The organism is Nocardia sp. NPDC004568 (assembly GCF_040609955.1).
Lineage (GTDB): Bacteria > Actinomycetota > Actinomycetes > Mycobacteriales > Mycobacteriaceae > Nocardia.
This window is the reverse complement of the sequence record NZ_JBEXLL010000014.1, coordinates 83,181-102,118: the sequence shown is the minus strand read 5'-3', so window position 1 is coordinate 102,118 and position 18,938 is coordinate 83,181. Positions and strand designations below refer to the sequence as shown.

At 69.4% G+C, this 18,938-nt stretch carries 17 protein-coding genes; 12 read left to right on the top strand and 5 right to left on the bottom strand.

The window, feature by feature from the left end; all coding sequences use genetic code 11:
* Window positions 1–231: 231 nt before the first annotated feature.
* The 4 genes from ABZV91_RS10010 (at window position 232) to ABZV91_RS09995 (ending at window position 2,692) form a co-directional block, all read left to right on the top strand.
* Window positions 232–798, top strand: a complete 567-nt coding sequence (locus tag ABZV91_RS10010) for a dihydrofolate reductase family protein (protein WP_355238244.1) — start codon at window positions 232–234, stop codon at window positions 796–798.
* A gap of 168 nt (window positions 799–966) precedes the next feature.
* Window positions 967–1,107, top strand: coding sequence for a hypothetical protein (locus ABZV91_RS10005; RefSeq protein ID WP_355238241.1), 141 nt, complete (start codon window positions 967–969; stop codon window positions 1,105–1,107).
* A 65-nt stretch (window positions 1,108–1,172) separates the two neighbouring features.
* Complete coding sequence (locus ABZV91_RS10000) at window positions 1,173–1,559, top strand: CPCC family cysteine-rich protein (protein ID WP_355238238.1); 387 nt, start codon at window positions 1,173–1,175, stop codon at window positions 1,557–1,559.
* A gap of 314 nt (window positions 1,560–1,873) precedes the next feature.
* Window positions 1,874–2,692 carry an APH(3'') family aminoglycoside O-phosphotransferase gene (locus ABZV91_RS09995; protein WP_355238235.1) on the top strand — a complete coding sequence of 273 codons (819 nt, stop codon included), beginning with the start codon at window positions 1,874–1,876 and terminating at the stop codon, window positions 2,690–2,692.
* Between the two features lie 58 nt (window positions 2,693–2,750).
* Here the strand turns inward: ABZV91_RS09995 and ABZV91_RS09990 are convergent, their stop codons facing one another.
* Both ABZV91_RS09990 and ABZV91_RS09985 read right to left on the bottom strand, forming a co-directional pair.
* Window positions 2,751–3,557, bottom strand: coding sequence for an aminoglycoside 3'-phosphotransferase (locus ABZV91_RS09990; RefSeq protein ID WP_355238232.1), 807 nt, complete (start codon window positions 3,555–3,557; stop codon window positions 2,751–2,753).
* 102 nt (window positions 3,558–3,659) lie between these two features.
* The gene (locus ABZV91_RS09985) at window positions 3,660–4,940 is read right to left on the bottom strand and encodes an FAD-dependent monooxygenase (RefSeq protein ID WP_355238229.1); all 1,281 of its coding nucleotides are present in this window, start codon (window positions 4,938–4,940) and stop codon (window positions 3,660–3,662) included.
* A gap of 1,153 nt (window positions 4,941–6,093) precedes the next feature.
* Between ABZV91_RS09985 and ABZV91_RS09980 the strand changes: the two genes are divergently transcribed.
* The 6 genes from ABZV91_RS09980 (at window position 6,094) to ABZV91_RS09955 (ending at window position 13,952) form a co-directional block, all read left to right on the top strand.
* Entirely contained in the window at window positions 6,094–8,259 is a 2,166-nt protein-coding gene (locus ABZV91_RS09980; protein WP_355238226.1) for an acyltransferase family protein, read from the top strand.
* Between the two features lie 172 nt (window positions 8,260–8,431).
* Window positions 8,432–9,082, top strand: a complete 651-nt coding sequence (locus ABZV91_RS09975) for an ABC transporter permease (RefSeq protein ID WP_355238260.1) — start codon at window positions 8,432–8,434, stop codon at window positions 9,080–9,082.
* Window positions 9,075–10,265: an ATP-binding cassette domain-containing protein gene (locus tag ABZV91_RS09970; RefSeq protein ID WP_355238223.1), complete on the top strand. Its 1,191-nt coding sequence runs from the start codon at window positions 9,075–9,077 to the stop codon at window positions 10,263–10,265. Before ABZV91_RS09975 ends, ABZV91_RS09970 begins: the two co-directional genes overlap by 8 nt.
* Window positions 10,262–11,041 carry an ABC transporter permease gene (locus tag ABZV91_RS09965; protein WP_355238220.1) on the top strand — a complete coding sequence of 260 codons (780 nt, stop codon included), beginning with the start codon at window positions 10,262–10,264 and terminating at the stop codon, window positions 11,039–11,041. The genes ABZV91_RS09970 and ABZV91_RS09965 overlap by 4 nt, the downstream gene beginning before the upstream one ends.
* Window positions 11,038–12,015 carry a glycine betaine ABC transporter substrate-binding protein gene (locus tag ABZV91_RS09960; protein ID WP_355238217.1) on the top strand — a complete coding sequence of 326 codons (978 nt, stop codon included), beginning with the start codon at window positions 11,038–11,040 and terminating at the stop codon, window positions 12,013–12,015. Before ABZV91_RS09965 ends, ABZV91_RS09960 begins: the two co-directional genes overlap by 4 nt.
* Window positions 12,016–12,038: 23 nt before the next feature.
* Window positions 12,039–13,952: an FUSC family protein gene (locus ABZV91_RS09955; RefSeq protein WP_355238214.1), complete on the top strand. Its 1,914-nt coding sequence runs from the start codon at window positions 12,039–12,041 to the stop codon at window positions 13,950–13,952.
* A 141-nt stretch (window positions 13,953–14,093) separates the two neighbouring features.
* Here the strand turns inward: ABZV91_RS09955 and ABZV91_RS09950 are convergent, their stop codons facing one another.
* The 3 genes from ABZV91_RS09950 to ABZV91_RS09940 all read right to left on the bottom strand — a co-directional run bounded on the left by ABZV91_RS09950 (window position 14,094) and on the right by ABZV91_RS09940 (window position 16,825).
* Window positions 14,094–14,828, bottom strand: coding sequence for a maleylpyruvate isomerase family mycothiol-dependent enzyme (locus tag ABZV91_RS09950; RefSeq protein ID WP_355238211.1), 735 nt, complete (start codon window positions 14,826–14,828; stop codon window positions 14,094–14,096).
* Window positions 14,829–14,889: 61 nt separating this feature from the next.
* The gene (locus ABZV91_RS09945; RefSeq protein WP_355238208.1) at window positions 14,890–15,492 is read right to left on the bottom strand and encodes a helix-turn-helix domain-containing protein; all 603 of its coding nucleotides are present in this window, start codon (window positions 15,490–15,492) and stop codon (window positions 14,890–14,892) included.
* 109 nt (window positions 15,493–15,601) lie between these two features.
* Window positions 15,602–16,825 (bottom strand): cytochrome P450, encoded by a 1,224-nt coding sequence (locus ABZV91_RS09940; protein WP_355238205.1) that lies wholly within the window; start codon window positions 16,823–16,825, stop codon window positions 15,602–15,604.
* 109 nt (window positions 16,826–16,934) lie between these two features.
* Between ABZV91_RS09940 and ABZV91_RS09935 the strand changes: the two genes are divergently transcribed.
* Window positions 16,935–17,279 (top strand): YnfA family protein, encoded by a 345-nt coding sequence (locus ABZV91_RS09935; RefSeq protein WP_355238202.1) that lies wholly within the window; start codon window positions 16,935–16,937, stop codon window positions 17,277–17,279.
* A gap of 226 nt (window positions 17,280–17,505) precedes the next feature.
* The gene (locus ABZV91_RS09930) at window positions 17,506–18,831 is read left to right on the top strand and encodes a bifunctional o-acetylhomoserine/o-acetylserine sulfhydrylase (RefSeq protein WP_355238200.1); all 1,326 of its coding nucleotides are present in this window, start codon (window positions 17,506–17,508) and stop codon (window positions 18,829–18,831) included.
* The last annotated feature ends 107 nt before the right edge of the window (window positions 18,832–18,938 follow it).

Here is an 18,938-nt window from a genome sequence, read left to right as displayed (position 1 = left end):
CCGACCACCACGAGGCCATGGTCTATATCGCCACCATCATGACCATGTCACGCCGACTCGCCCGAGCATGACCGAGTTCCCGGACGCCCACTTAGAGAAGCAAACTCATAGAACAACCGGTCGACGCGTCACTATTGAGGAGGCCCCCGGCGCTCGACCCCTCCACAAGGAACCGACAAAATCTCGTGTGGCGTCGCGATTAGTTTTGCCCTCCGTTGCAGTCTGATCTCCATGGGCAAACTCATCTATGGCTTCACAGTCTCGGTGGACGGCTACATCGCCGACGCGCAAGGCAATCTCGACTGGTCCGACCCGAGCGAAGAGCTCCTCTGGTACTGGAACGACTTCGAGCGGGAGACCGCCCTGTCGTTCTACGGTCGGCGGCTCTACGAACTGATGTCGGCGTACTGGCCGACCGCAGACCAGGATCCGGACGCCACTCCCCGGAACGTGGACTTCGCCCACATCTGGCGTGATATGCCCAAGGTCGTATTCTCACGCACCCTGGAGTCGGTCGACTGGAACTCCCGGCTGGAGCGCGGCGACCCGGTCGAGGTGGTGACGAAACTGAAAGCCGAAACCGACGGCAGGCTGGAGGTGGCCGGCGCGACGCTGGCCGCACCGATCGTGCGGGCCGGACTGGTGGACGAGTACCGGATCGTGGTCGCGCCCACCGCAGTGGGCGGCGGTACACCGTTCTTCCCGCCACTGCCGTCATGGATATCGCTGCGACTGTTGGAGAACCGCACCTTCCCGTGCGGCACGGTCCTGCTGCGCTACGAGGCGAAGCACGACTGACACCGCCGGGCACGCCCTGCGGACGCACTACGAGGTACACGACTCGAGCGGCACCCCGCGGCGCGACGGCCCGTTCGCCATCGCCGGCCGGCAGTTCGGCGGACTGCCGCCGGCGAAACCGTCTACCTCGACCACGCCGTCACAAGCCTGCGCGAGCAGGGCTGTCCAGTGCTCCACGACGACGTGGCACGGCTGCCGGCATTCATCCGCGCCAACCTCGGTCTCGAAGGGCACTACGGCTTCGTGCTGCCCGGCCTGGGCCGGCGGCACCGGCCGCCGCTCGAACCCGACGGGTCCGCCGATGGGTAACTCTCCGTCGAATGAGGGCCTATGCCGGAAATGGCGCTTTCCCCTACGGCGCGGAGACCGATCGTGTGAGTTCCGACTATCCCTGTCCCTGCTGTGGTCACCGAGTCTTCGACGAGGCGCCCGGCTCCTACGAGATATGCCCCATCTGTTTCTGGGAGGACGATCTCATCCAGCTTCGATGGCCGACTTTCGCCGGCGGAGCCAACTCGGTCTCGTTGGTCGACGCTCAACGCAACTACGAAGACATCGGTGCCTGCGAGGAACGCCTCCGCTCCTTCATCCGGCTCCCCGCAACCGACGAACCACTCGATGATGCCTGGCGCCGCATCGACCTCACCCGTGACAACTTCGAGAACTGGGACAACAAACGACGCGCCCCCTGGCCTGCCGACCCCACCGTGCTGTACTGGTGGCTTCCCACCTTCTGGCGGCACAGCGACCGAGCAGAGTGACATCCGGGATTTTCCGCGCGCCAGTATGAAAGCGCGTTCGGTGGACACACCCACTCGGTGAGAAACGCCGACTTGTCGCTTTCGCCGATATGAACCGTTCTCTCGGCCGAGATCGTCGCGCGGCCAGGCGGCCGTTCGAGAGCAATCCGGCGATCTCCTCGGCGAATTGGGTGGAATGCCGGTGATCGATACCCGGGAACACCAGGGTCGGTACAGTCAGAGCGGTGAGGTCGGCCGGTGCGCGGAACGCGTGGTCGCGGCCGATGGCGGCTGCGGCGGCGATACGTGGATGCGGGCTGGTTAAAGTGGCCGGAATGAGTGAGGGCCACGATGTGCGGACAACACTGGCGAGTGCGGGCTACCGCAGCGAAGACTGGTCCCCCGTCACCACCGGCGAGTCGGGCGCCACCGTCTTTCGCGACGCGGACGCCACCCGATACGCCAAATGCGTTCCGGCGGCAGGGGCCGCCGCACTGAAGGCAGAGCACGACCGGGTGGCGTGGCTGGCCGACCAGGGCGTGCCGGGCCCACGGCTGCTCGACTGGCACTCCGGCGAGACCGGAGCACTGCTGGTGACCAGTGCCGTCCCCGGCGTTTCGGCGGATCGGCTATCGGCTGCGGAGCTCCGCGCGGCCTGGGAACACATCGCCGGCGCGGTGCGCGGGCTGCACGGACTACCGGCACAACGGTGCCCGTTCGATCGCGGCCTGGACACGATGGTCGCCGTGGCGCGTGATGTGGTCGGCCGGAATGCCGTGAACCCGGAGTTCCTGCCCGTCGAGCAGCAGCACACGTCGCCCGAGGAGCTACTGGCCCGCCTCGAACCCGAGATCGCGCGGATGCGGTCACGGGAGTCCGTGGACACGGTTGTCTGTCACGGAGACCTGTGCCTGCCGAACATCGTCGTGGACCCGGAAACGCTCGAGGTGTCCGGCTTCATCGACCTGGGCCGTCTCGGGTCGGCCGATCGGTATGCCGATCTGGCGCTCCTGCTCGCCAATGCGCGGGAGACCTGGGAGGACGAGGAGCGGGCGTTGGCCGCGGACACACTGTTCGCGGCCGGGTACGGCCTCGTCCTGGACCGTGACCGCTTGGACTTCTACCTGCACCTCGACCCCCTCACCTGGGGATGAGGAAGAGCCGGGAGCGGACCGCGCGAGTAGCGATTCACGGGCCTCGACGCACGGATGTTCAGGCCATATCCCACAGCAGGCGGTAGTAATCGATACGCTCGGGGTCCGGCGCGACCCCGTACGCCGCATAGAGGATCCCGTCGTATCCCGGACCGTAGTTCCACTCCGTGCTCCATGCCGCGACCGCGAGGTCGGCCCACCGGTCGCCCACCCCCAGCGAGCCGAGATCCACATGCGCGGCGAACCCGCCGTCGTCGTGCAGCAACGTGTTCGGAACGCACGCGTCACCGTGACAGACGACCAGCCGGTCGATCCCGGGCGGATCGCCGATTCGTGCCCGGGCTTCCACTACGTTCAGATGCCGATACTCGGGCGACCATTCCGCGGGCCCCTGACCTTCGGCGATACGCTCATCGGCGCGCACGAGCCGTGATCCGATGCTCCACTCGAACGGGCATCGGTCGACGGGTAGGCGGTCGTGCAGCCGACGCAACCCCGCCCCGATCGCGGCCGCCGCCGTCGCCGGTTCCGCGACCCACCGAGGCTCCACCGCGGAACGTCCGGCGACTTCCGCCGTGACCAGCCACGCGCCCTCGTCGTCGGCGCCGAGCTCGAGGACCCGGGGAACGGTCACCCACCGCTGCGCCCAGCCCAGCCGCTCCGCCTCGCCGCGCAGATCGATCTCCGGTGTGCCCGCGGCAACCCACTTGGCATACCTGACCACCTCACCCTCGAGACGGAACGTCAGACCTCCGAGCTCATTACGCCACACGGGGGTTATCGTGTCGGCGCCGGCCAGCGACTCGACCACCTCGGGCACATCCACTGGACCGATCGGAATCTCGGCGGTGACAGGACGGCTCATCGGGTGATCGTCCCTTCCGATCCGCACAGGTGGCAAATGAGCCGAAGCGCATCGGTCCACCGGTGGTGAATTCGTCTCGGCCCGGTGTAGTGGCTCCGGTGCTCAGGAAGGTGGTGAGTTGCCGCGCCGGGGATCGGAACACGATTGATCGGTCGGGACCGGCTCGGGTGGGGGTCGCGGCGCGGGTGGTGCCACGGCGAGTTCCCCCCGCCGGGCGGCCCGCCACCACCGGTGCCCGGAGTCCATGACACGCCGGACCTTGCGCACGGCGGGTACCTGTGTGAGCAGGTGCGCCTGATATCGCCACGGCACCTGCGGCCCGTGCCGAGCCGCCATCGCATAGGCGAACTGTACGGCGCTCCGGTCGAGATACCGGTCGGCGTGTTCGAACCAGACCATGCTGGCACGGGCGGCGGCCTGGATCGGGCGCAGCGCGGCGCGGCGCTGGGCGTCGTAGTTCTCCAGCGCGTCGGCGACCTCGGCATGCTCGTACAGATTCTGTGCGAGCGCGACGGCGTCGACGATCGCCAACCGGGTACCGGAACCGATGGTGAAGTGGGTCGTGTGCGCCGCGTCGCCGAGCAACACGACGTTGTCGTGATACCAGGTCTTATTGGTGATCTCGGGAAAGCGGCCCCACTTCGCGAACTCGCCGCGTGCCTTGCTGATCAACGAGTGACCGCCGAGAACGCGCGTGAAGATGTTCTCCAGCACACGCAGATTCTCCGGATCCCCCAGGGAATCGAATCCCAGTTCATGCCAGGTGTGCGGTTGGCACTCGACGATGCAGGTGCTGATCTTCCCGGCCACCGACGGGTAGGCGTGGAACCAGATCCAACCGGCCGCGGTGTGTTCGAAGGCGAAGGTGAATCGGGTGAAGACCTGGTCGGTACCGAGCCAGATATATCGATTCTCGCCGAGTGCGACGGACGTGCCGAAACCATGATCGCCCAGCTGCCGTACCCGGCTGTTCGCGCCGTCGGCGGCGACGATGAGATCGGTGTCGCCGAATCCGGACAGATCGTGGACCTCTCGCCCGTGCCGGACATCGACGCCCAGATCGGTCGCCCGCCGGGAAAGTACGTCGAGCAGTGCCGCGCGCCCCATGCTGAACCCGTAACCCCCGAAATGCGCGGTCCGGTCGCCCACATGGATCGCCTGTCCACGCCACAGCACCGACCCGGCGCGCACCGCCCGGGCGCTCTCGGGGTCGTTTCCGTACAGGATGTCGAGCAGGTCGTCCCAGTACACGACGCCCCAGCCGTAGGTGGCCCCGGGGGGATCGCGGTCGATCACCGTGATGTCGTGGGCCGGGTCGCGCCGCTTCAGCGAAATGGCAAAGTACAACCCGGCCGGCCCGCCACCGACGCATACGATCTTCATCTCGTCACCAGCTCCGGTCCGGCTGGTCGCACCTCACTTCACCTGATCGGTATCGGATGCCACCGTGCCCGGCACGATGCGCGTCGCCGGGCACGGTCACCGGCGTCAGAAACTGCCCCAGCCACCCCCGCCGGGCCACCAATTGCCCCAGCCGGGACTCCATCCCCAGCCATTTCCCCAACCCCAACCATTACCCCAACCCCAACCGCCGCGACCCCAGCCGCCATTACCCCAGCCCCAACCATCGCCGCGACCCCAACCATCGCCGCGATCCCAAACGCCACCTTTACCCCAACCGCCGCCACCACCCCAACCGCCACCACCCCAGCCAGGGCTGTCGACGGTTTGGGTTGCAGACGTGGGCGTGGATGCCTGCGCGGTAGGCGCTTGCTGTGTGGCCGCGACGACCGGAATCGCGGCAACTGCGGCTATACCGGCGGCGGCCGCCAACCGGGCGAACTTCGTGTGTGAATTCTTTCTAGTCATGATGGGCTCCAGATAGTGTCCCGACCCGCTTGAATTCTACGCGCCGGACTCCGGAATTTTGCCGCGTTCACTCGACTACAATTCTCCGATTTTCGCACGGTTTTTCGGCCCGACAATGCCCGTCTACTCCCGGAATTCCCGGCGATCGGCCGCGGCGGCCTGTCCAGGTGGCCGGGCCGGTAGCGGAGACCGAGCCCGCTCGAGAACCGGTCCGGCATCCGGTGATCAGCGTGCGCGGCAGGTCGTCGGTCCCGACGGGCGGCTGCCACCCCTCTCGCGGCGGTAGGCGAGAGCGGGTCGGGCCGGTCCTGGACCAGTCCGTTCCTCGGGCATCCGGACCCGCTCCGCCGCCGAGGCCTCGGCTTTCTTCCTCGCCACCGCATAGGGTGTCATGCGGCAGGCACCTTTCCCACCGACGATCCGGTCAGCGATCCGGGGCGGGAACACTCGCGATCCGCAGCCCTCTGTGCGGTGCCGAGCGAAGGCCGGATCACCCCGACCGGTAGCCGAGCGACACCCGAATCGGATAAACCGTTGGTCGGGCACTCCCCCGATCGTCTATTTGTTCGTGAATGGCGTCGAGCGTTGCGGGGAGAATCCGGACAGGAATATCCGCACGCGGTGCGTTGTCGTGACAACATCGCCGAGACCGATAACAATGCTGCCCATGACCGTGGCGGTCGGCAGCGAATTGGATGATCGGCGTGCGGACCGGGGCAATAATTCGGTGCCGCGGAGTTACTTCCGGCCCGATATCGAAGGACTGAGAGCAGTAGCCGTGGTGGCCGTTGTGCTTTTTCACGCGGGCATGCCCGGCCTCGACGGTGGATTCGTCGGTGTGGATGTCTTTTTCGTGATTTCCGGTTTTCTCGTCACCGGGATCCTTTATCGAGAAACGGCGACCACCGGCACTCTCGGGCTGGCGCGGTTCTACGGCGCGCGGGCCCGGCGACTGCTACCGGCGGCGGGTATCGTCCTCGTCGCCACCGCGGTTGCGACCGCCGTGCTACTGCCGCCCCTACAGGCCCGCCAGGTGCTCGGCGACGGGATCGCCGGCGCGCTGTACGCCGGGAACTATCGGTTTGCGCTGCGCGGCACCGACTATCTCGCCGGCGATATGCTTCCGTCGCCGTTCCAACACTTCTGGTCGCTCGGTGTGGAAGAGCAGTTCTATCTGCTCTGGCCTGTGCTGATCGCCGCGACGGCGTGGTGCGCGCGTCGGCACCGAACCGGGGCGGCGGCACCGCTGCCGTATCTGATCGCTGTCCTGATCGTCGCCGCGTTCTCCTTCGCGACCGCACTGAGGTGGACCGGCACGCTCCCCTCGTGGGCGTTCTTCTCGCTGCCCACCCGGGCCTGGGAGTTGGCCGCCGGGGGCGTGATCGCGCTGTCGGCGGCGATGTGGTCCCGGCTGCCGAGAATTCCGGCCGCTGTCGCCGGCTGGGCCGGGTTGCTGCTGATCACCGTCGCCTGCACCTGGTTCGACGAGCACACCCGATATCCCGGAACCGCCGCACTGCTGCCCGTCGCGGGAACCGTGCTGGTGATCGTTTCCGGCTGTGCCGGTCCACGGTTCGGTGTCGGACGCGGGCTGGCACTCGGCCCGATACGGGCGATCGGCCGCGGATCCTACTCGTGGTACCTGTGGCACTGGCCGGTGTTATTGCTCGCGCCCTGGGTGGTCGGCCATCCGCTCGGACTCGGTGGTTCGCTGGGCGCGGTCATGCTGGCGGGTGGACTCGCCATGCTCACGCTGTGGCTGGTCGAGAATCCGGCTCGTTTCGCCGTTCCCCTCCGCGGTTCGGCGGCGCGCAGCCTCGCCTGTGGCGGTGCGATCACCGCGATCGCCGGCGGCGTGGCGCTCGCACTGCTCGTATTCGTGCCGGTCCCGGCCGGCCGCGGTACGGCGGCCCCGTCCCTTGCCCTCACCGCACCCGCCGCACCGGTCACACCGACTGCGGACCCCGGCGAGACAGCGGTCCGGGCGCAGGTCGCCCAGGCGCAGGCCGCTATTGCCGCGTCTGCCGCGACCGGTCCTGTCCCTTCGAATCTCACCCCCTCGCTCGCCGACGCGGCCGGGAGCAAGGCGGACGTGTTCGTGAACGGCTGTGTCCGGTCCTGGCGAGAGGTGGGTCAGGCCGAGTGCGCCTCCGGCGATCCGGGCTCGGCCACCACAGTGGCCCTGGTCGGCGATTCCCATGCCGCGATGTGGCAGCCGGCGTTCGAGCAGATCACCGCGGCGCGACACTGGCGGCTGGAGACCATGGCCAAGGTCACCTGCCCGCTGATGGACCTGCCCATCACCAGTCCTTACCTGGGCCGGGAGTACACCGAATGCGCGCAGTGGCGCGACGAGATCGTGGCCCGGCTGCAGGCCGAGCGACCGCGGTTGATCGTGGTGAGCATGTCCCGGCGATATGGTGCCGACTTCGGCTTCGTCTCCTACGACCCGGCCTGGATCGACAGCCTGCACCGCCTGGTCGCCCGGCTGCGCGCAACCGGCGCGGCCGTGCTCGTGCTCGGGTCGATACCGGACCCGCATACCGATGTCCCGATATGTCTGTCCGCACATCTCGACGATTCCGCGGCCTGCGCCCCGGCACGACCGGAGGCGATCGATGATGCCGGTATCGCGGCCGAGCGGGCGGCGACCATCGGCGGTGGCGGACAGTACACCGATCTGACCTCGCTGTTCTGCACCCCCTCCGACTGTCCCCTTGTCATCGGGGACAACCTGGTCTTCCGCGACGACAATCACCTCACCGTCGAGTACGCCGAAACACTCGCACCGATCATCGGCGCGCTCACCGACCGCGCGCTCGCCCGCAACTGATCCGGGCGTGGCAGCGTTCCGGTCGTTCGTCGTGTGTCGTCGTACGAACCGTCGCCCGCGGTAGTCGCGCGCCGCATCGCCGGCTCGACGGTCGCACGTCCTCCGGGAAAACCCGTTCGGGCGCGGCGAGGTCGCGATAGCCTCGCTGGAGGCCGGAACGGGAGGTCGGATCCTGGATACGTGGTGGAGCTTCGTCGTGGAACGACGGCACCAACTCTTCGTCGACTCCTGTCTGCACGTCTCGGCGGTGGTGCAGTCCCTGCTCATCGCGACGGTGGTGGCGGTGGCCGTGGGTATCGCGGTGTACCGCAGCCCGCTCGGCTCGGCAGCCGCGACCGCCGCAGCCGGCACGATTCTGACGGTGCCGTCCTTCGCCTTGCTCGGGCTGCTCATTCCCCTGATGGGCCTGGGTGTAGCACCGACGGTGACCGCGCTGGTGCTCTACGCGCTGCTGCCGATCCTGCGCAACACTCTCGTCGGTCTCTCCGCGGTGGATACCGCGGTGGTGGATGCCGCGCGCGGGGTGGGGATGAACCGGTTGCGGGTGCTCGCCGCGATCGAATTGCCGCTGGCCTGGCCGTCGATCCTGACCGGGATGCGGGTGAGTACTCAGTTGATCATGGGCATTCTGGCGCTGGCCGCCTACGCGAAGGGTCCGGGGCTGGGGAATCTGATCTTCTCCGGGCTGGCCCGGCTCGGCAGCCCCAACGCGGTGCCGCAGGCACTGACGGGCACCGTGCTGATCGTGGCACTCGCCCTGGTTCTCGACGGGATCTTCGTACTCGTCGGACGTTTCACCATTTCGAGGGGAATCCGTGACTGATTCGACGGCCCGCACCGCCGCCGCGGCGGCGGTGTCCGGGGTCGAGATCGTGCTCGACTCCGTCACCAAACACTATCCGGGACAACAGGTGCCGGCCGTGGACGCGGTCTCGATGACCATCCCGGCCGGTGAGATCGTGGTCCTGGTCGGACCGTCGGGCTGCGGTAAGACCACCACCATGCGGATGATCAACCGGCTGATCGAGCCCACCTCCGGCACGGTGACCATCGACGGCCGCGACGCCGCCGGGATCGACCCCGACCGGTTGCGCCGCGGTATCGGATACTCCATCCAGCAGGCGGGGCTGTTCCCGCATATGACCGTCGCGCGGAACATCGCCACCGTCCCGGGGCTCATCGGCTGGGATCGTCAGCGGATCGCCGCCCGCACCGACGAGATGCTGGAACTGGTCGGGCTGGATCCCGGGACCTACCGGCGCCGGTATCCGCGCCAGCTGTCCGGGGGGCAGCAGCAGCGGGTGGGGGTGGCGCGAGCGCTGGCCGCCGACCCGCCGATCCTGCTGATGGACGAGCCCTTCGGCGCCGTGGACCCGATCACCCGCGGCCTGCTCCAGGACGAACTACTCCGATTACAGGCCGAACTGGGCAAGACGATCGTCTTCGTCACCCATGATTTCAACGAGGCGGTGAAAATCGGTGACCGGATCGCGGTCCTGGGTGACCGCTCCCGGATCCTGCAGTACGACCGGCCGGCCGCGATCCTGGCCGACCCGGCCGACGAGACGGTCGCCGGATTCGCCGGCTCCGATGCCGCGCTCAAACAACTGACTCTCACCCGCATCCGGGAGGTTCCGCTCGGGGAATGCGCCACGGTCACCGAGGACGCTCCGGTGGCGGTGGCGCGGGCGGCGATCGGGGCCGGGGCCCGCGCCCTGGTGCTCGACACCGTGGGGCGGCCGCTGCGCTGGGTCACCGCCGCCGACCTCGCGCACGCCGACTCGGTCGGCAAGGTCGGTACCGCGGCCGAGACCCTGCCCGCCGAATCGACTCTCCAGGAGGGTCTGGCGGCGCTCCTCGGTGACCGGAACGCGACCGCGGTGGTCACCGGGCCGGACGGAAAGTACGCGGGACTGGTCACGATCGACACGCTGGTCGGCCACCTGGCCGGCCTGCGGACCGGACCCGGCACCGGCACCGGCACAGCGACGGATGTGCCGGCATGACCACCCCGGTGGCGCCCGCGGCACCGGGGCGGCGTTCGGCTCGCGGGCGCGCCGAGCGGCTCCGGTTGCTGGTCCAGCCGGTGCTCGTCCTGTCGCTCGCCGCGGGGGTTCTGGTGTGGGCGTTCCGGCGCGACCTGACCGTCACCCAGCAGGCGAGCCTCGACGCCGGCAATATCGCCACCGTCACCTGGCAGCACATCCTGATCACCGCCACGGTGGTGCTGCTGGTGGTCGCGGTCGCGGTCCCACTGGGCACCCTGCTCACCAGACCCGGGTACCGCCGGTTGGCCCCGGTCGTCGTTGGTATCGCCAATATCGGCGCCTCGGCGCCAGCGATCGGGCTGATCGTGCTGTTCTACCTCCTCACCCGGACCACCGGATTCTGGATCGGAGTGGCGCCGATCGCGTTCTATTCGCTGCTGCCGGTCCTGCGCAACACGATCCTGGGCTATCAGGAAGTCGATCCATTGCTGGTGGACGCCGGACGCGGACAGGGCATGTCGGCGGCGACAGTGCTGCGCCGGATCGAGTTCCCGCTCGCCGTCCCCTACATCCTGGCCGGGCTGCGCACCTCACTGGTGCTGGCGGTGGGCACCGCCACGCTGTCGTTCCTGGTCAGCGCGGGCGGGTTGGGGGTTCTGATCGATACCGGCTACAAACTGCGCGATAACGTCACGCTGGTGGTCGGCGCGGTCCTGGCGGTGGCGCTGGCCCTGCTGGTGGACTGGCTGGGCGCGGTGGCGGAACGGTTCCTCGGGCCCCGGGGGTTGCGATGAGAGCCGTCCGATCGTCACGGCTGCTGCTCCTGGCGGCGGTGCTGCTGCTGGCCGGATGCGGCCTGCAGGCCGGGAGCGCGGTGCCGTTACCGGTCGGGCCCGGCAGTATCCGCCCGGTGCCGGAACTGGCCGGGGTCACCGTCACGGTGGGCTCCAAGGATTTCACCGAACAGAACATCCTCGGCTACATCATCGAATACGCGCTGGTCGCGGCCGGGGCCGAAGTCCGGGATCTCACCGATATCCAGGGCTCCAACAGTCTGCGGGACGCTCAGGTCAACGGCCAGATCGATATCGCCTACGACTACACCGGTACCGGCTGGGTCAACTATCTCGGCAACGAGAAACCGATTCCGGACGAACAGGGCCAGTTCGCGGCGGTACGCGACGCGGATCTGGCCGCGCACGACATGGTGTGGACGGCGATGGCACCCATGAACAACACCTACGCGCTGGCGACCGCGCGGCGCACCGCCGAACGTACCGGCACCTGGACGCTGTCGGACTACGCCCGCCTGGCCGCCACCGACTCCGCCGCGGCGAGTATCTGCGTGGGGACCGAATTCAATGTGCGCCAGGACGGCTTCCCCGGCCTGAACCGCGCCTACGGCATCGACGGCGGACAGGTGCCCAAGCGGATCGTCCAGGACGCCGTGGTCTATCAGGCGACGGCCGACGCGAGGCAGTGCGGCTTCGGGTCCGTCGCGGCCACCGACGGTCGGATCCCCGGACTCGACCTGGTCCTGCTGCGCGACGACCGCTCCTTCTTCCCCAAGTACAATGCCGCTCTGGTGATGCGTGCGGATTTCGCCCGGGCGCATCCGCGGATCGCCGAGGTCATGGCACCCATCTCCGGGCTGCTGACCAACGAGTCGATCACGGAACTGAACCGGCAAGTCGATGTCGAGGGCCGTGAGCCCGCGGAAGTGGCGCGCGACTGGATGGTCGGCCAGGGCTTCGTCAGCGAGGAGTGAACGGCCGGACGAGGAGAGGGTGCATGGTAGCCCCGGACGGTCCGACGCTTCCCTCACCGGCTCCGGCCCGCTCGGTGCTGTTCGGTCTGCCGCCCGCCGGCCGGCGACTTCCCGGGGCGGCGCGCGCGGCACTGGCGTTCGGTGCGCCGGCGTTGGTCGCGGTGGCATTGGGACACGAACAGCAGGGCCTGATGGCCGCGACCGGCGCGCTCGCGGTGATCTTCGGGGAAGGCCAGGTCTACCGGCGTCGCCGGCGGGTCATCGGGGCGGCCGCACTCTCGCTCACGATCTCGGCGTTCGCCGGCGGACTGACCGGGGAGCTGATCCACCAGCGGCTCGACGCGGGTGGCACCCACTGGTGGCAGTTCGTGCTGGTCCTGCTGATGTCGGCGGTGGCGGTGGCAAGCACCTTCGTCAATTCGGCGCTGCGGCTGGGGCCGCCCGGTGGATTCTTCTTCGTCCTGGCCGCCGGGGTCGGGGCGCTGATCACCGGGCACGGCGTCCCACCCGGCGAGGTGGCACTGTGGACGGCCATCGGCGGGGTCAGTGCCCTGCTGGTCGGTATGTCGGCGGCGCTGACGCGGGCCCACCCGCCGGAGGAACGGGCGGTGGGCGCCGCGATCGCCGCGGTGGACGACTACGCCGCCCTGCCCCCGGGGGACCCGGACCTGGTGGACGCGCGCTACGCGACCGTGATGAAGGTGCAGACGGCGTGGGCACTGCTCGACGACGCCCGCCGCGCCGACGGTCTCGCCGCCACGCTGACCGGCGCGCAGCGCACCTTCGCCCGCGCCCTGCGCCGCAACAGTGGCACCGACGACGAATCGGCTCTGCTCTTCGACACCGGACGTCCCGCGCCCACGCCGCGACCGTCGCTGCGCTACCGGCTGCTGCGATCCCTCTCGCCGGACAGCCACGCGATGGTCTCGGCGAACCGGATCGGGGTCGCCGCGCTACTGGCCGGCTGTTCGACTGTCGCGCTGGATCTCGGACGGCCGGACTGGGCGGTCCTCACCGTCACGGTACTTCTGCACCAGGGCCCGGACCGGGTGCGCGGCACCTACCGCGGGATGCATCGGATCGGCGGTACCGCGCTGGGGCTGGTGCTGTTCGCCGCGCTCTACGCACTGGAGCCCAGGAACTGGGCGCTGGTGCTGATCCTGATGGCCCTGCAGTTCGCGATCGAGATGTTCGTCGCCCGGAACTACGGGCTCGCGGTCGTCTTCATCACGCCGCTGGCATTGCTGATGGGCGGGGGCGGACAGTACGGCGATATCTTGCCGGTACTGCGTGACCGCTTGCTCGAGAGCGTGATCGGCGTGGTGATCGGGCTGGCCGCGCTGTGGGCCGTCGACCGGCGGGCCCACCGGCGAGTCCTGCTGCGCAACGATCAGCGGGTGCTCGAGGTCATCGGTCACCTCCTGCATCGCCTGTCCCCGGGCCGGGCCCGGCGCGAGGGTCGAGCGCACTCCGCACCTCCGGCACCACCGCACCGGGCAGGCACCCCGCCGGACCCGCACGATGTCGCCGGACCGGATCAGGAGCGCCCGGCCCGGCCGGACCCGCAGCTCCCACCCCCGGCTCCGCGGGCCAGCACACCGCCGGAGGCGGAACTCGGCGCAACAGCTCCGCAGCACACCGCGCCGACGCCGACCGGTCCACCGCACGGCACACGTCCGTCTTCGCCGCGCGAAACGGTACCGGGGGTTTCCGCGCTGCGGCGGGAGCTGGAATTCGAACTGATGGGTTCCACCCTGGGCGCGATCGACGCCGCCCACAACGAGCCGGAATGGGCGCGGGCGCACTGGACCCGGCATCAGCGCATCCGGCGGCTCGGCCACGAGGTGCTCGCGGCGACCCGGCAGGATACGGAAATCGAGCCGGTCGATTCCGCGCAGCTGGGCCGCTGGTCCCGCAGTCTCGCCGAGCTGGCATAGCCCCGTGCGGAGAGACCGCACGCACCGGCGCCCGGTTCGTCACCTGCCATACCGCGGGCCGGGCGGCCGAGGTACCCGAGATCAGCACCGGCCGATCGCCCACACCCCGGCGCGACCCACCGCGGCGGCACGGCCCGGCTGTCAGGGCACGATCGGCCGGCTCAGGATCTCCTCGACGCGCTCGGTGTCGCCCGAGATGCCGACGCCCGCTTCGTCCGTGCTCGCCCGGCCCCACAGCAGCAGCGCCAGACCTTCGGCCGGCCCCGAGACGGTGCCGGCCGTGGACTCCGATCCGCCGAGCACCCACTCGGCCGGCTCACCGAGGTCGGTGGCCACCAACCGCAGTGACGCCTCGAGCGGTTCCAGCCTGCCCATCCCCACCTGTCGCGGATAGAACAACCCCACCACCTCGTCGACCGTATCCGCCCACACCGCGGGTACGGCCCGGATCAGGCCGCGGGCCGCCTTCCCCGCGATGGCCGCCCGCAGATCGTGCCCGTGGATCAGCGTTTCGTGCACCTGCCGGCGACGCCAGAACGACGCGGGTCCCGGTGCGGTGGGCCCGGGGTGCGCCAGGATCCGGCCCTGGGCCCGCGGGGCCAGGGCCGCCAGGGTCTCACGGAGTTCGGTCGCGCAGGCGGCGTAATGGGCGGCGAGGTCGAAGGGGCCCTCCCCGAGCGGCCCGGCCTTCTCCGCGCGGGCGTTGGCGGCGGCCCAGTGATGGACGAAAGCCAGATGCTCCACGAGTTCGCGCACCGTCCAGTCACCGCAGTGCGGGATCCGCGCCGCCGGATCGGCGTCCGGTATCGACGCCAGGAACTCGCCCTGGAAATCGGCCAGCAGCAGCGGATAGTCCAGACCGGGGAGCGCGTCCATGGCGCAAAGCTACCGCGCCGTGCCGGGGTCGGCGCGGTGGAACGGCACAGGGTGGCGCAGGTCATCCGCGCGCTGCCGGACCTCCGGCCGCCGGCGTGCGCAGCAGGAACGGGAGTAGGAAATCGCGCAGCAGGGCGCGCTCCTCGTCGGCGGTCGGGGGCGGCAGGGTCAGCAGTGAGATCATCACCCGCACCGCCCATCGGCCCAGCCGGTCCGCCGCCGCCGCGGACAGATCCGGACGCAGGCGCGCGACGAACACCGCGACCAGTTCGTCGATCACCTCCGACGAATCCGACAGTCGCGCCACTATTCCCGCGTTCGCGGGTTCGAACCAGACGGCCAGGTGCGGGGTTTCACGTGCCTCGGTCAGGGTCGCGGTCATCCCGTCGAGCAGGAGTTCGGCCAGGTCCGGGCCGTCCAGCCGCCGGTCACGCCAGACCCGCGCGAGGAGCTGTGTGGCCTCCCGGCCGGCGAAGGCCACGTACAACGCCTGCCGGTTGGCGAAGTAGCGGTAGAGGGTCGCCCGGGAGCAGCCCGCCGCCTCGGCCACCTCGGCCATCCCGACGGTGCCGGCGCCCCGGTCGATGACCAGGGCACGCACCGCGTCGAGGATCCGTTCCGCGGCCAGTTCGGTCCGCCCACCGGCCAGCCAGTCCCCGGTCACCGCGCGGCTCCGGCGAACCCGCCGCCGGTCCCGAGCGTCCGGTGGACGTTCAGTTCGAGGAGGCCGTCCACGGCACCGATCCGGAGCGACCGGTCGGCACATCGATCGGTCACGCCGCGCACCGGAAGGGCACACTGGTCGGCCGCCGGACGTACGGCCCGGGCGCGTAGGTGACCGCGTCGATATCGACGTGGTAGTCCGGGAAACGCGCCAGCAGTTCCTCCAGCGCCACCCGCGCCTGCATCCGGGCCGCGGCCGCGCCCAGACAGTGATGCGGGCCGTGCCCGAAGGTCATGATGCGCTGTGGGTTCCGCTCGATATCGAGTTCGGCGGCATCGGCGCCGAAGACCCGTTCGTCGCGATTCGCCGAGCCGTACACGAGCAGCACCTTACGGCCCGCGGGGATGGTCACACCGTCCAGCTCCACCGGTCGCGTACTGGTCCGGGCCAAGCCCTGCACGGGAGAGGTGAGACGGGCGAGCTCCTCGACCGCGACCCGGATGCTCTTCGGATCGGCGGCCAGCGCCGCGCGCTGCTCCGGATAGCGCTGGAGCAGCTGCACCGCCCCGCCGAGCAGGCCGGTGGTGGTGTCGTTACCGCCGGCGACCATGGTCCAGGTGTAGGCCAGGATCTGCACCAGGCCGTCCACATCGGCGTCGTCGGCGCCGATACCGGCTCGGACGAGCAGTGACACGGTGTCGTCGCCCGGATCGGTACGCCGGCGCTTGATGAGCTCGGCGAAATATCCCAGCATCTCCATCGACGCGGCCTGCGCGTCCGCCGTGCGCTGGGTACTGGCCGCGACCACCGCGTCGGTCCAGCCGTCGAATCGGGAACGATCCTCCTCCGGCACCCCGAGATAGTGGGCGACCACCATGGTCGGCAGCGGTTTGAACACCTCGGCCACGATATCGCCGCCGCCGCGGGCGGCCAGCCGGTCCAGTCGCTCCCGGACGAACCGCCGCACCACCGGCTCCACCTCGGTGACCTGGCGCGGAGTGAAGCCGCGGGCGACCAGTTTGCGGAACTCGGTGTGCTCGGGCGGATCCTGCATCACCATCGGCGGGTTCCCGGTGAGCCCGATCTGTTCGAGTTCACCGTATTCCACCGTCAGCCCCGCCCTCGAGGAGAAGACGCCGGTATCCCGGGCGGCGGCGTAGACGTGTTCGTGGCGGGTGAGCACCCAGTAGTCGTTGTCCGGGTGGTCGGCGGGCACGACGCGGTGCACCGGGTCGTGGTCGCGCAGTGCGGCGTACATGGACCACGGCTCTCGCCAGGACTCGCCGGAGCGCAATTCGAACCGGGCTCGATCTTGATACGTATCTGCCACCATGTATCGACAGTAAGACATATTCTCATTTTTGTCTTGCATCAACCGGAACCGGTTTCCGGCGCACCCGACCCGCCCCGCGGCCCCCGGGGGTCTCGTAGGCTCGGCCCTCATGAGCGTTATCCGGTCGATCCTGCTGTTCGCCGTCGCCGCCCTCGCCGAGATCGGCGGCGCCTGGCTGGTGTGGCAGGGCGTGCGCGAACATCGCGGCCTGGCCTGGATCGGCGCGGGCGTGATCGCCCTGGGCCTGTACGGATTCGTGGCCACTCGGCAACCCGACGCGAACTTCGGCCGGATCCTCGCCGCGTACGGCGGGGTGTTCGTCGCCGGCTCGCTGCTGTGGGCCATGGCGCTCGACGGGTTCCGGCCGGACCGCTGGGATATCACCGGGGCACTGTTCTGCCTGGCCGGGGTCGCGATCATCATGTACGCACCGCGCGGCGCGGCGACCGGGTGAGCGCACCGGGCCGAACGGCCGAAAGCGTCGCGCGGGGCCCACCACCACGGCATGATTGGAATCTGCGCGAACAAAACTGTGGCCATTTCCCGAGGGCCGCCCCTAGCGTGAACGGGCCGCAGCGGCGCATCCGGCCGCGGCAGGCCGGAAACGCGTGCTGCCCGAGGCAAATTCGCTGTGTCCGGCGCGCTCGTCCCGTTCCTCTCACCTACAGGAGAACTCCGCGATGACCGAAACCACCCCGCCGGCCGATCCGTCCGCCGGTTGGAGCTTCGAGACCAAGCAGATCCACGTCGGCCAGGACCCCGACGCGAGCACCAACGCCCGGGCCCTTCCGATCTACCAGACCACCTCCTACACCTTCCGCGACACGGCACACGCCGCGGCGCTTTTCGGGCTGGCGGAGCCGGGCAATATCTACACCCGGATCATGAACCCGACCCAGGACGCGGTCGAACAGCGGATCGCGGCGCTCGAGGGCGGGGTGGCCGCGCTGCTGCTGTCCTCGGGGCAGGCGGCGGAAACCCTGGCGATCCTGAACATCGCCGGCGCCGGTGACCATATCGTCTCCAGCCCGCGGCTCTACGGCGGCACCTACAACCTGTTCCACTACACACTGCCCAAGCTGGGCATCGAGGTCTCCTTCGTCGAGGACCCCGACGATCTCGACCAGTGGCGCGCCGCGGTCCGGCCGAACACCAAGGCCTTCTACGGCGAGACGGTGTCCAACCCGCAGAACCACATCTTCGATATCCCCGGTATCGCCGAGGTCGCGCACGACGCGGGCGTGCCCCTGATCGTCGACAACACCGTCGCGACCCCGTATCTCATCCAGCCCTTGGCGCACGGCGCCGATATCGTCGTCCACTCGGCGACCAAGTACCTCGGCGGCCACGGTGCCGCGATCGCGGGCGTGATCGTCGACGGCGGCACCTTCGACTGGACGGTCCGCGGCGCCGACGGCCCCCGCTTCCCGGGCTTCACCGAGCCGGACCCGAGCTACCACGGCGCCGTGTTCGCCGACCTCGGCGCCCCGGCCTACGCGCTCAAGGCGCGGGTCCAGCTGCTGCGCGACCTCGGTACCGCGATCGCGCCGTTCAACGCGTTCCTGATCAGCCAGGGGCTGGAGACGTTGAGCCTGCGGGTGGAGCGGCACGTCCAGAACGCGCAGGCGGTCGCCGAATTCCTCACCGAGCGACCGGAAGTCACTTCGGTCTCCTACGCGGGACTGCCCTCCTCCCCGTGGTACGAGCGGGGTAAGCAGCTGGCGCCCAAGGGCACCGGCGCGGTCGTCGGCTTCGAACTGGCCGGCGGCGTCGACGCGGGTAAGAAGTTCGTGGACGCGCTGACGCTGCACAGCCATGTCGCCAATATCGGCGATGTCCGTTCGCTGGTCATCCATCCCGCCTCGACCACTCACTCCCAGCTGACCCCGGACGAGCAGCTCAGCTCGGGCGTCACCCCGGGGCTGGTGCGCCTGGCCGTGGGCATCGAGGGGATCGAGGACATCCTCGATGATCTGCGGTCCGGGTTCGCCGCCGCCGCAGAGTAATTCGCGAGACTCGGGTGCCCGGGGCCGGATCCGCCACCTGGCGGGTCCGGCCCTTCTGCTTCCCCCGGCCGCACGAACGCACCACCGATTTCCGTGCGCGCGTAACA

What these genes read in the sequence shown, in the direction of transcription:
- ABZV91_RS10010 (WP_355238244.1), top strand. Translation starts at nt 232, where the DNA reads ATGGGCAAACTCATCTATGGCTTCACAGTCTCGGTGGACGGCTACATC.
- ABZV91_RS09995 (WP_355238235.1), top strand. Translation starts at nt 1,874, where the DNA reads ATGAGTGAGGGCCACGATGTGCGGACAACACTGGCGAGTGCGGGCTAC.
- ABZV91_RS09990 (WP_355238232.1), bottom strand. Translation starts at nt 3,557, where the DNA reads ATGAGCCGTCCTGTCACCGCCGAGATTCCGATCGGTCCAGTGGATGTG.
- ABZV91_RS09985 (WP_355238229.1), bottom strand. Translation starts at nt 4,940, where the DNA reads ATGAAGATCGTATGCGTCGGTGGCGGGCCGGCCGGGTTGTACTTTGCC.
- ABZV91_RS09980 (WP_355238226.1), top strand. Translation starts at nt 6,094, where the DNA reads ATGACCGTGGCGGTCGGCAGCGAATTGGATGATCGGCGTGCGGACCGG.
- ABZV91_RS09965 (WP_355238220.1), top strand. Translation starts at nt 10,262, where the DNA reads ATGACCACCCCGGTGGCGCCCGCGGCACCGGGGCGGCGTTCGGCTCGC.
- ABZV91_RS09960 (WP_355238217.1), top strand. Translation starts at nt 11,038, where the DNA reads ATGAGAGCCGTCCGATCGTCACGGCTGCTGCTCCTGGCGGCGGTGCTG.
- ABZV91_RS09955 (WP_355238214.1), top strand. Translation starts at nt 12,039, where the DNA reads ATGGTAGCCCCGGACGGTCCGACGCTTCCCTCACCGGCTCCGGCCCGC.
- ABZV91_RS09950 (WP_355238211.1), bottom strand. Translation starts at nt 14,828, where the DNA reads ATGGACGCGCTCCCCGGTCTGGACTATCCGCTGCTGCTGGCCGATTTC.
- ABZV91_RS09940 (WP_355238205.1), bottom strand. Translation starts at nt 16,825, where the DNA reads ATGGTGGCAGATACGTATCAAGATCGAGCCCGGTTCGAATTGCGCTCC.
- ABZV91_RS09935 (WP_355238202.1), top strand. Translation starts at nt 16,935, where the DNA reads ATGAGCGTTATCCGGTCGATCCTGCTGTTCGCCGTCGCCGCCCTCGCC.
- ABZV91_RS09930 (WP_355238200.1), top strand. Translation starts at nt 17,506, where the DNA reads ATGACCGAAACCACCCCGCCGGCCGATCCGTCCGCCGGTTGGAGCTTC.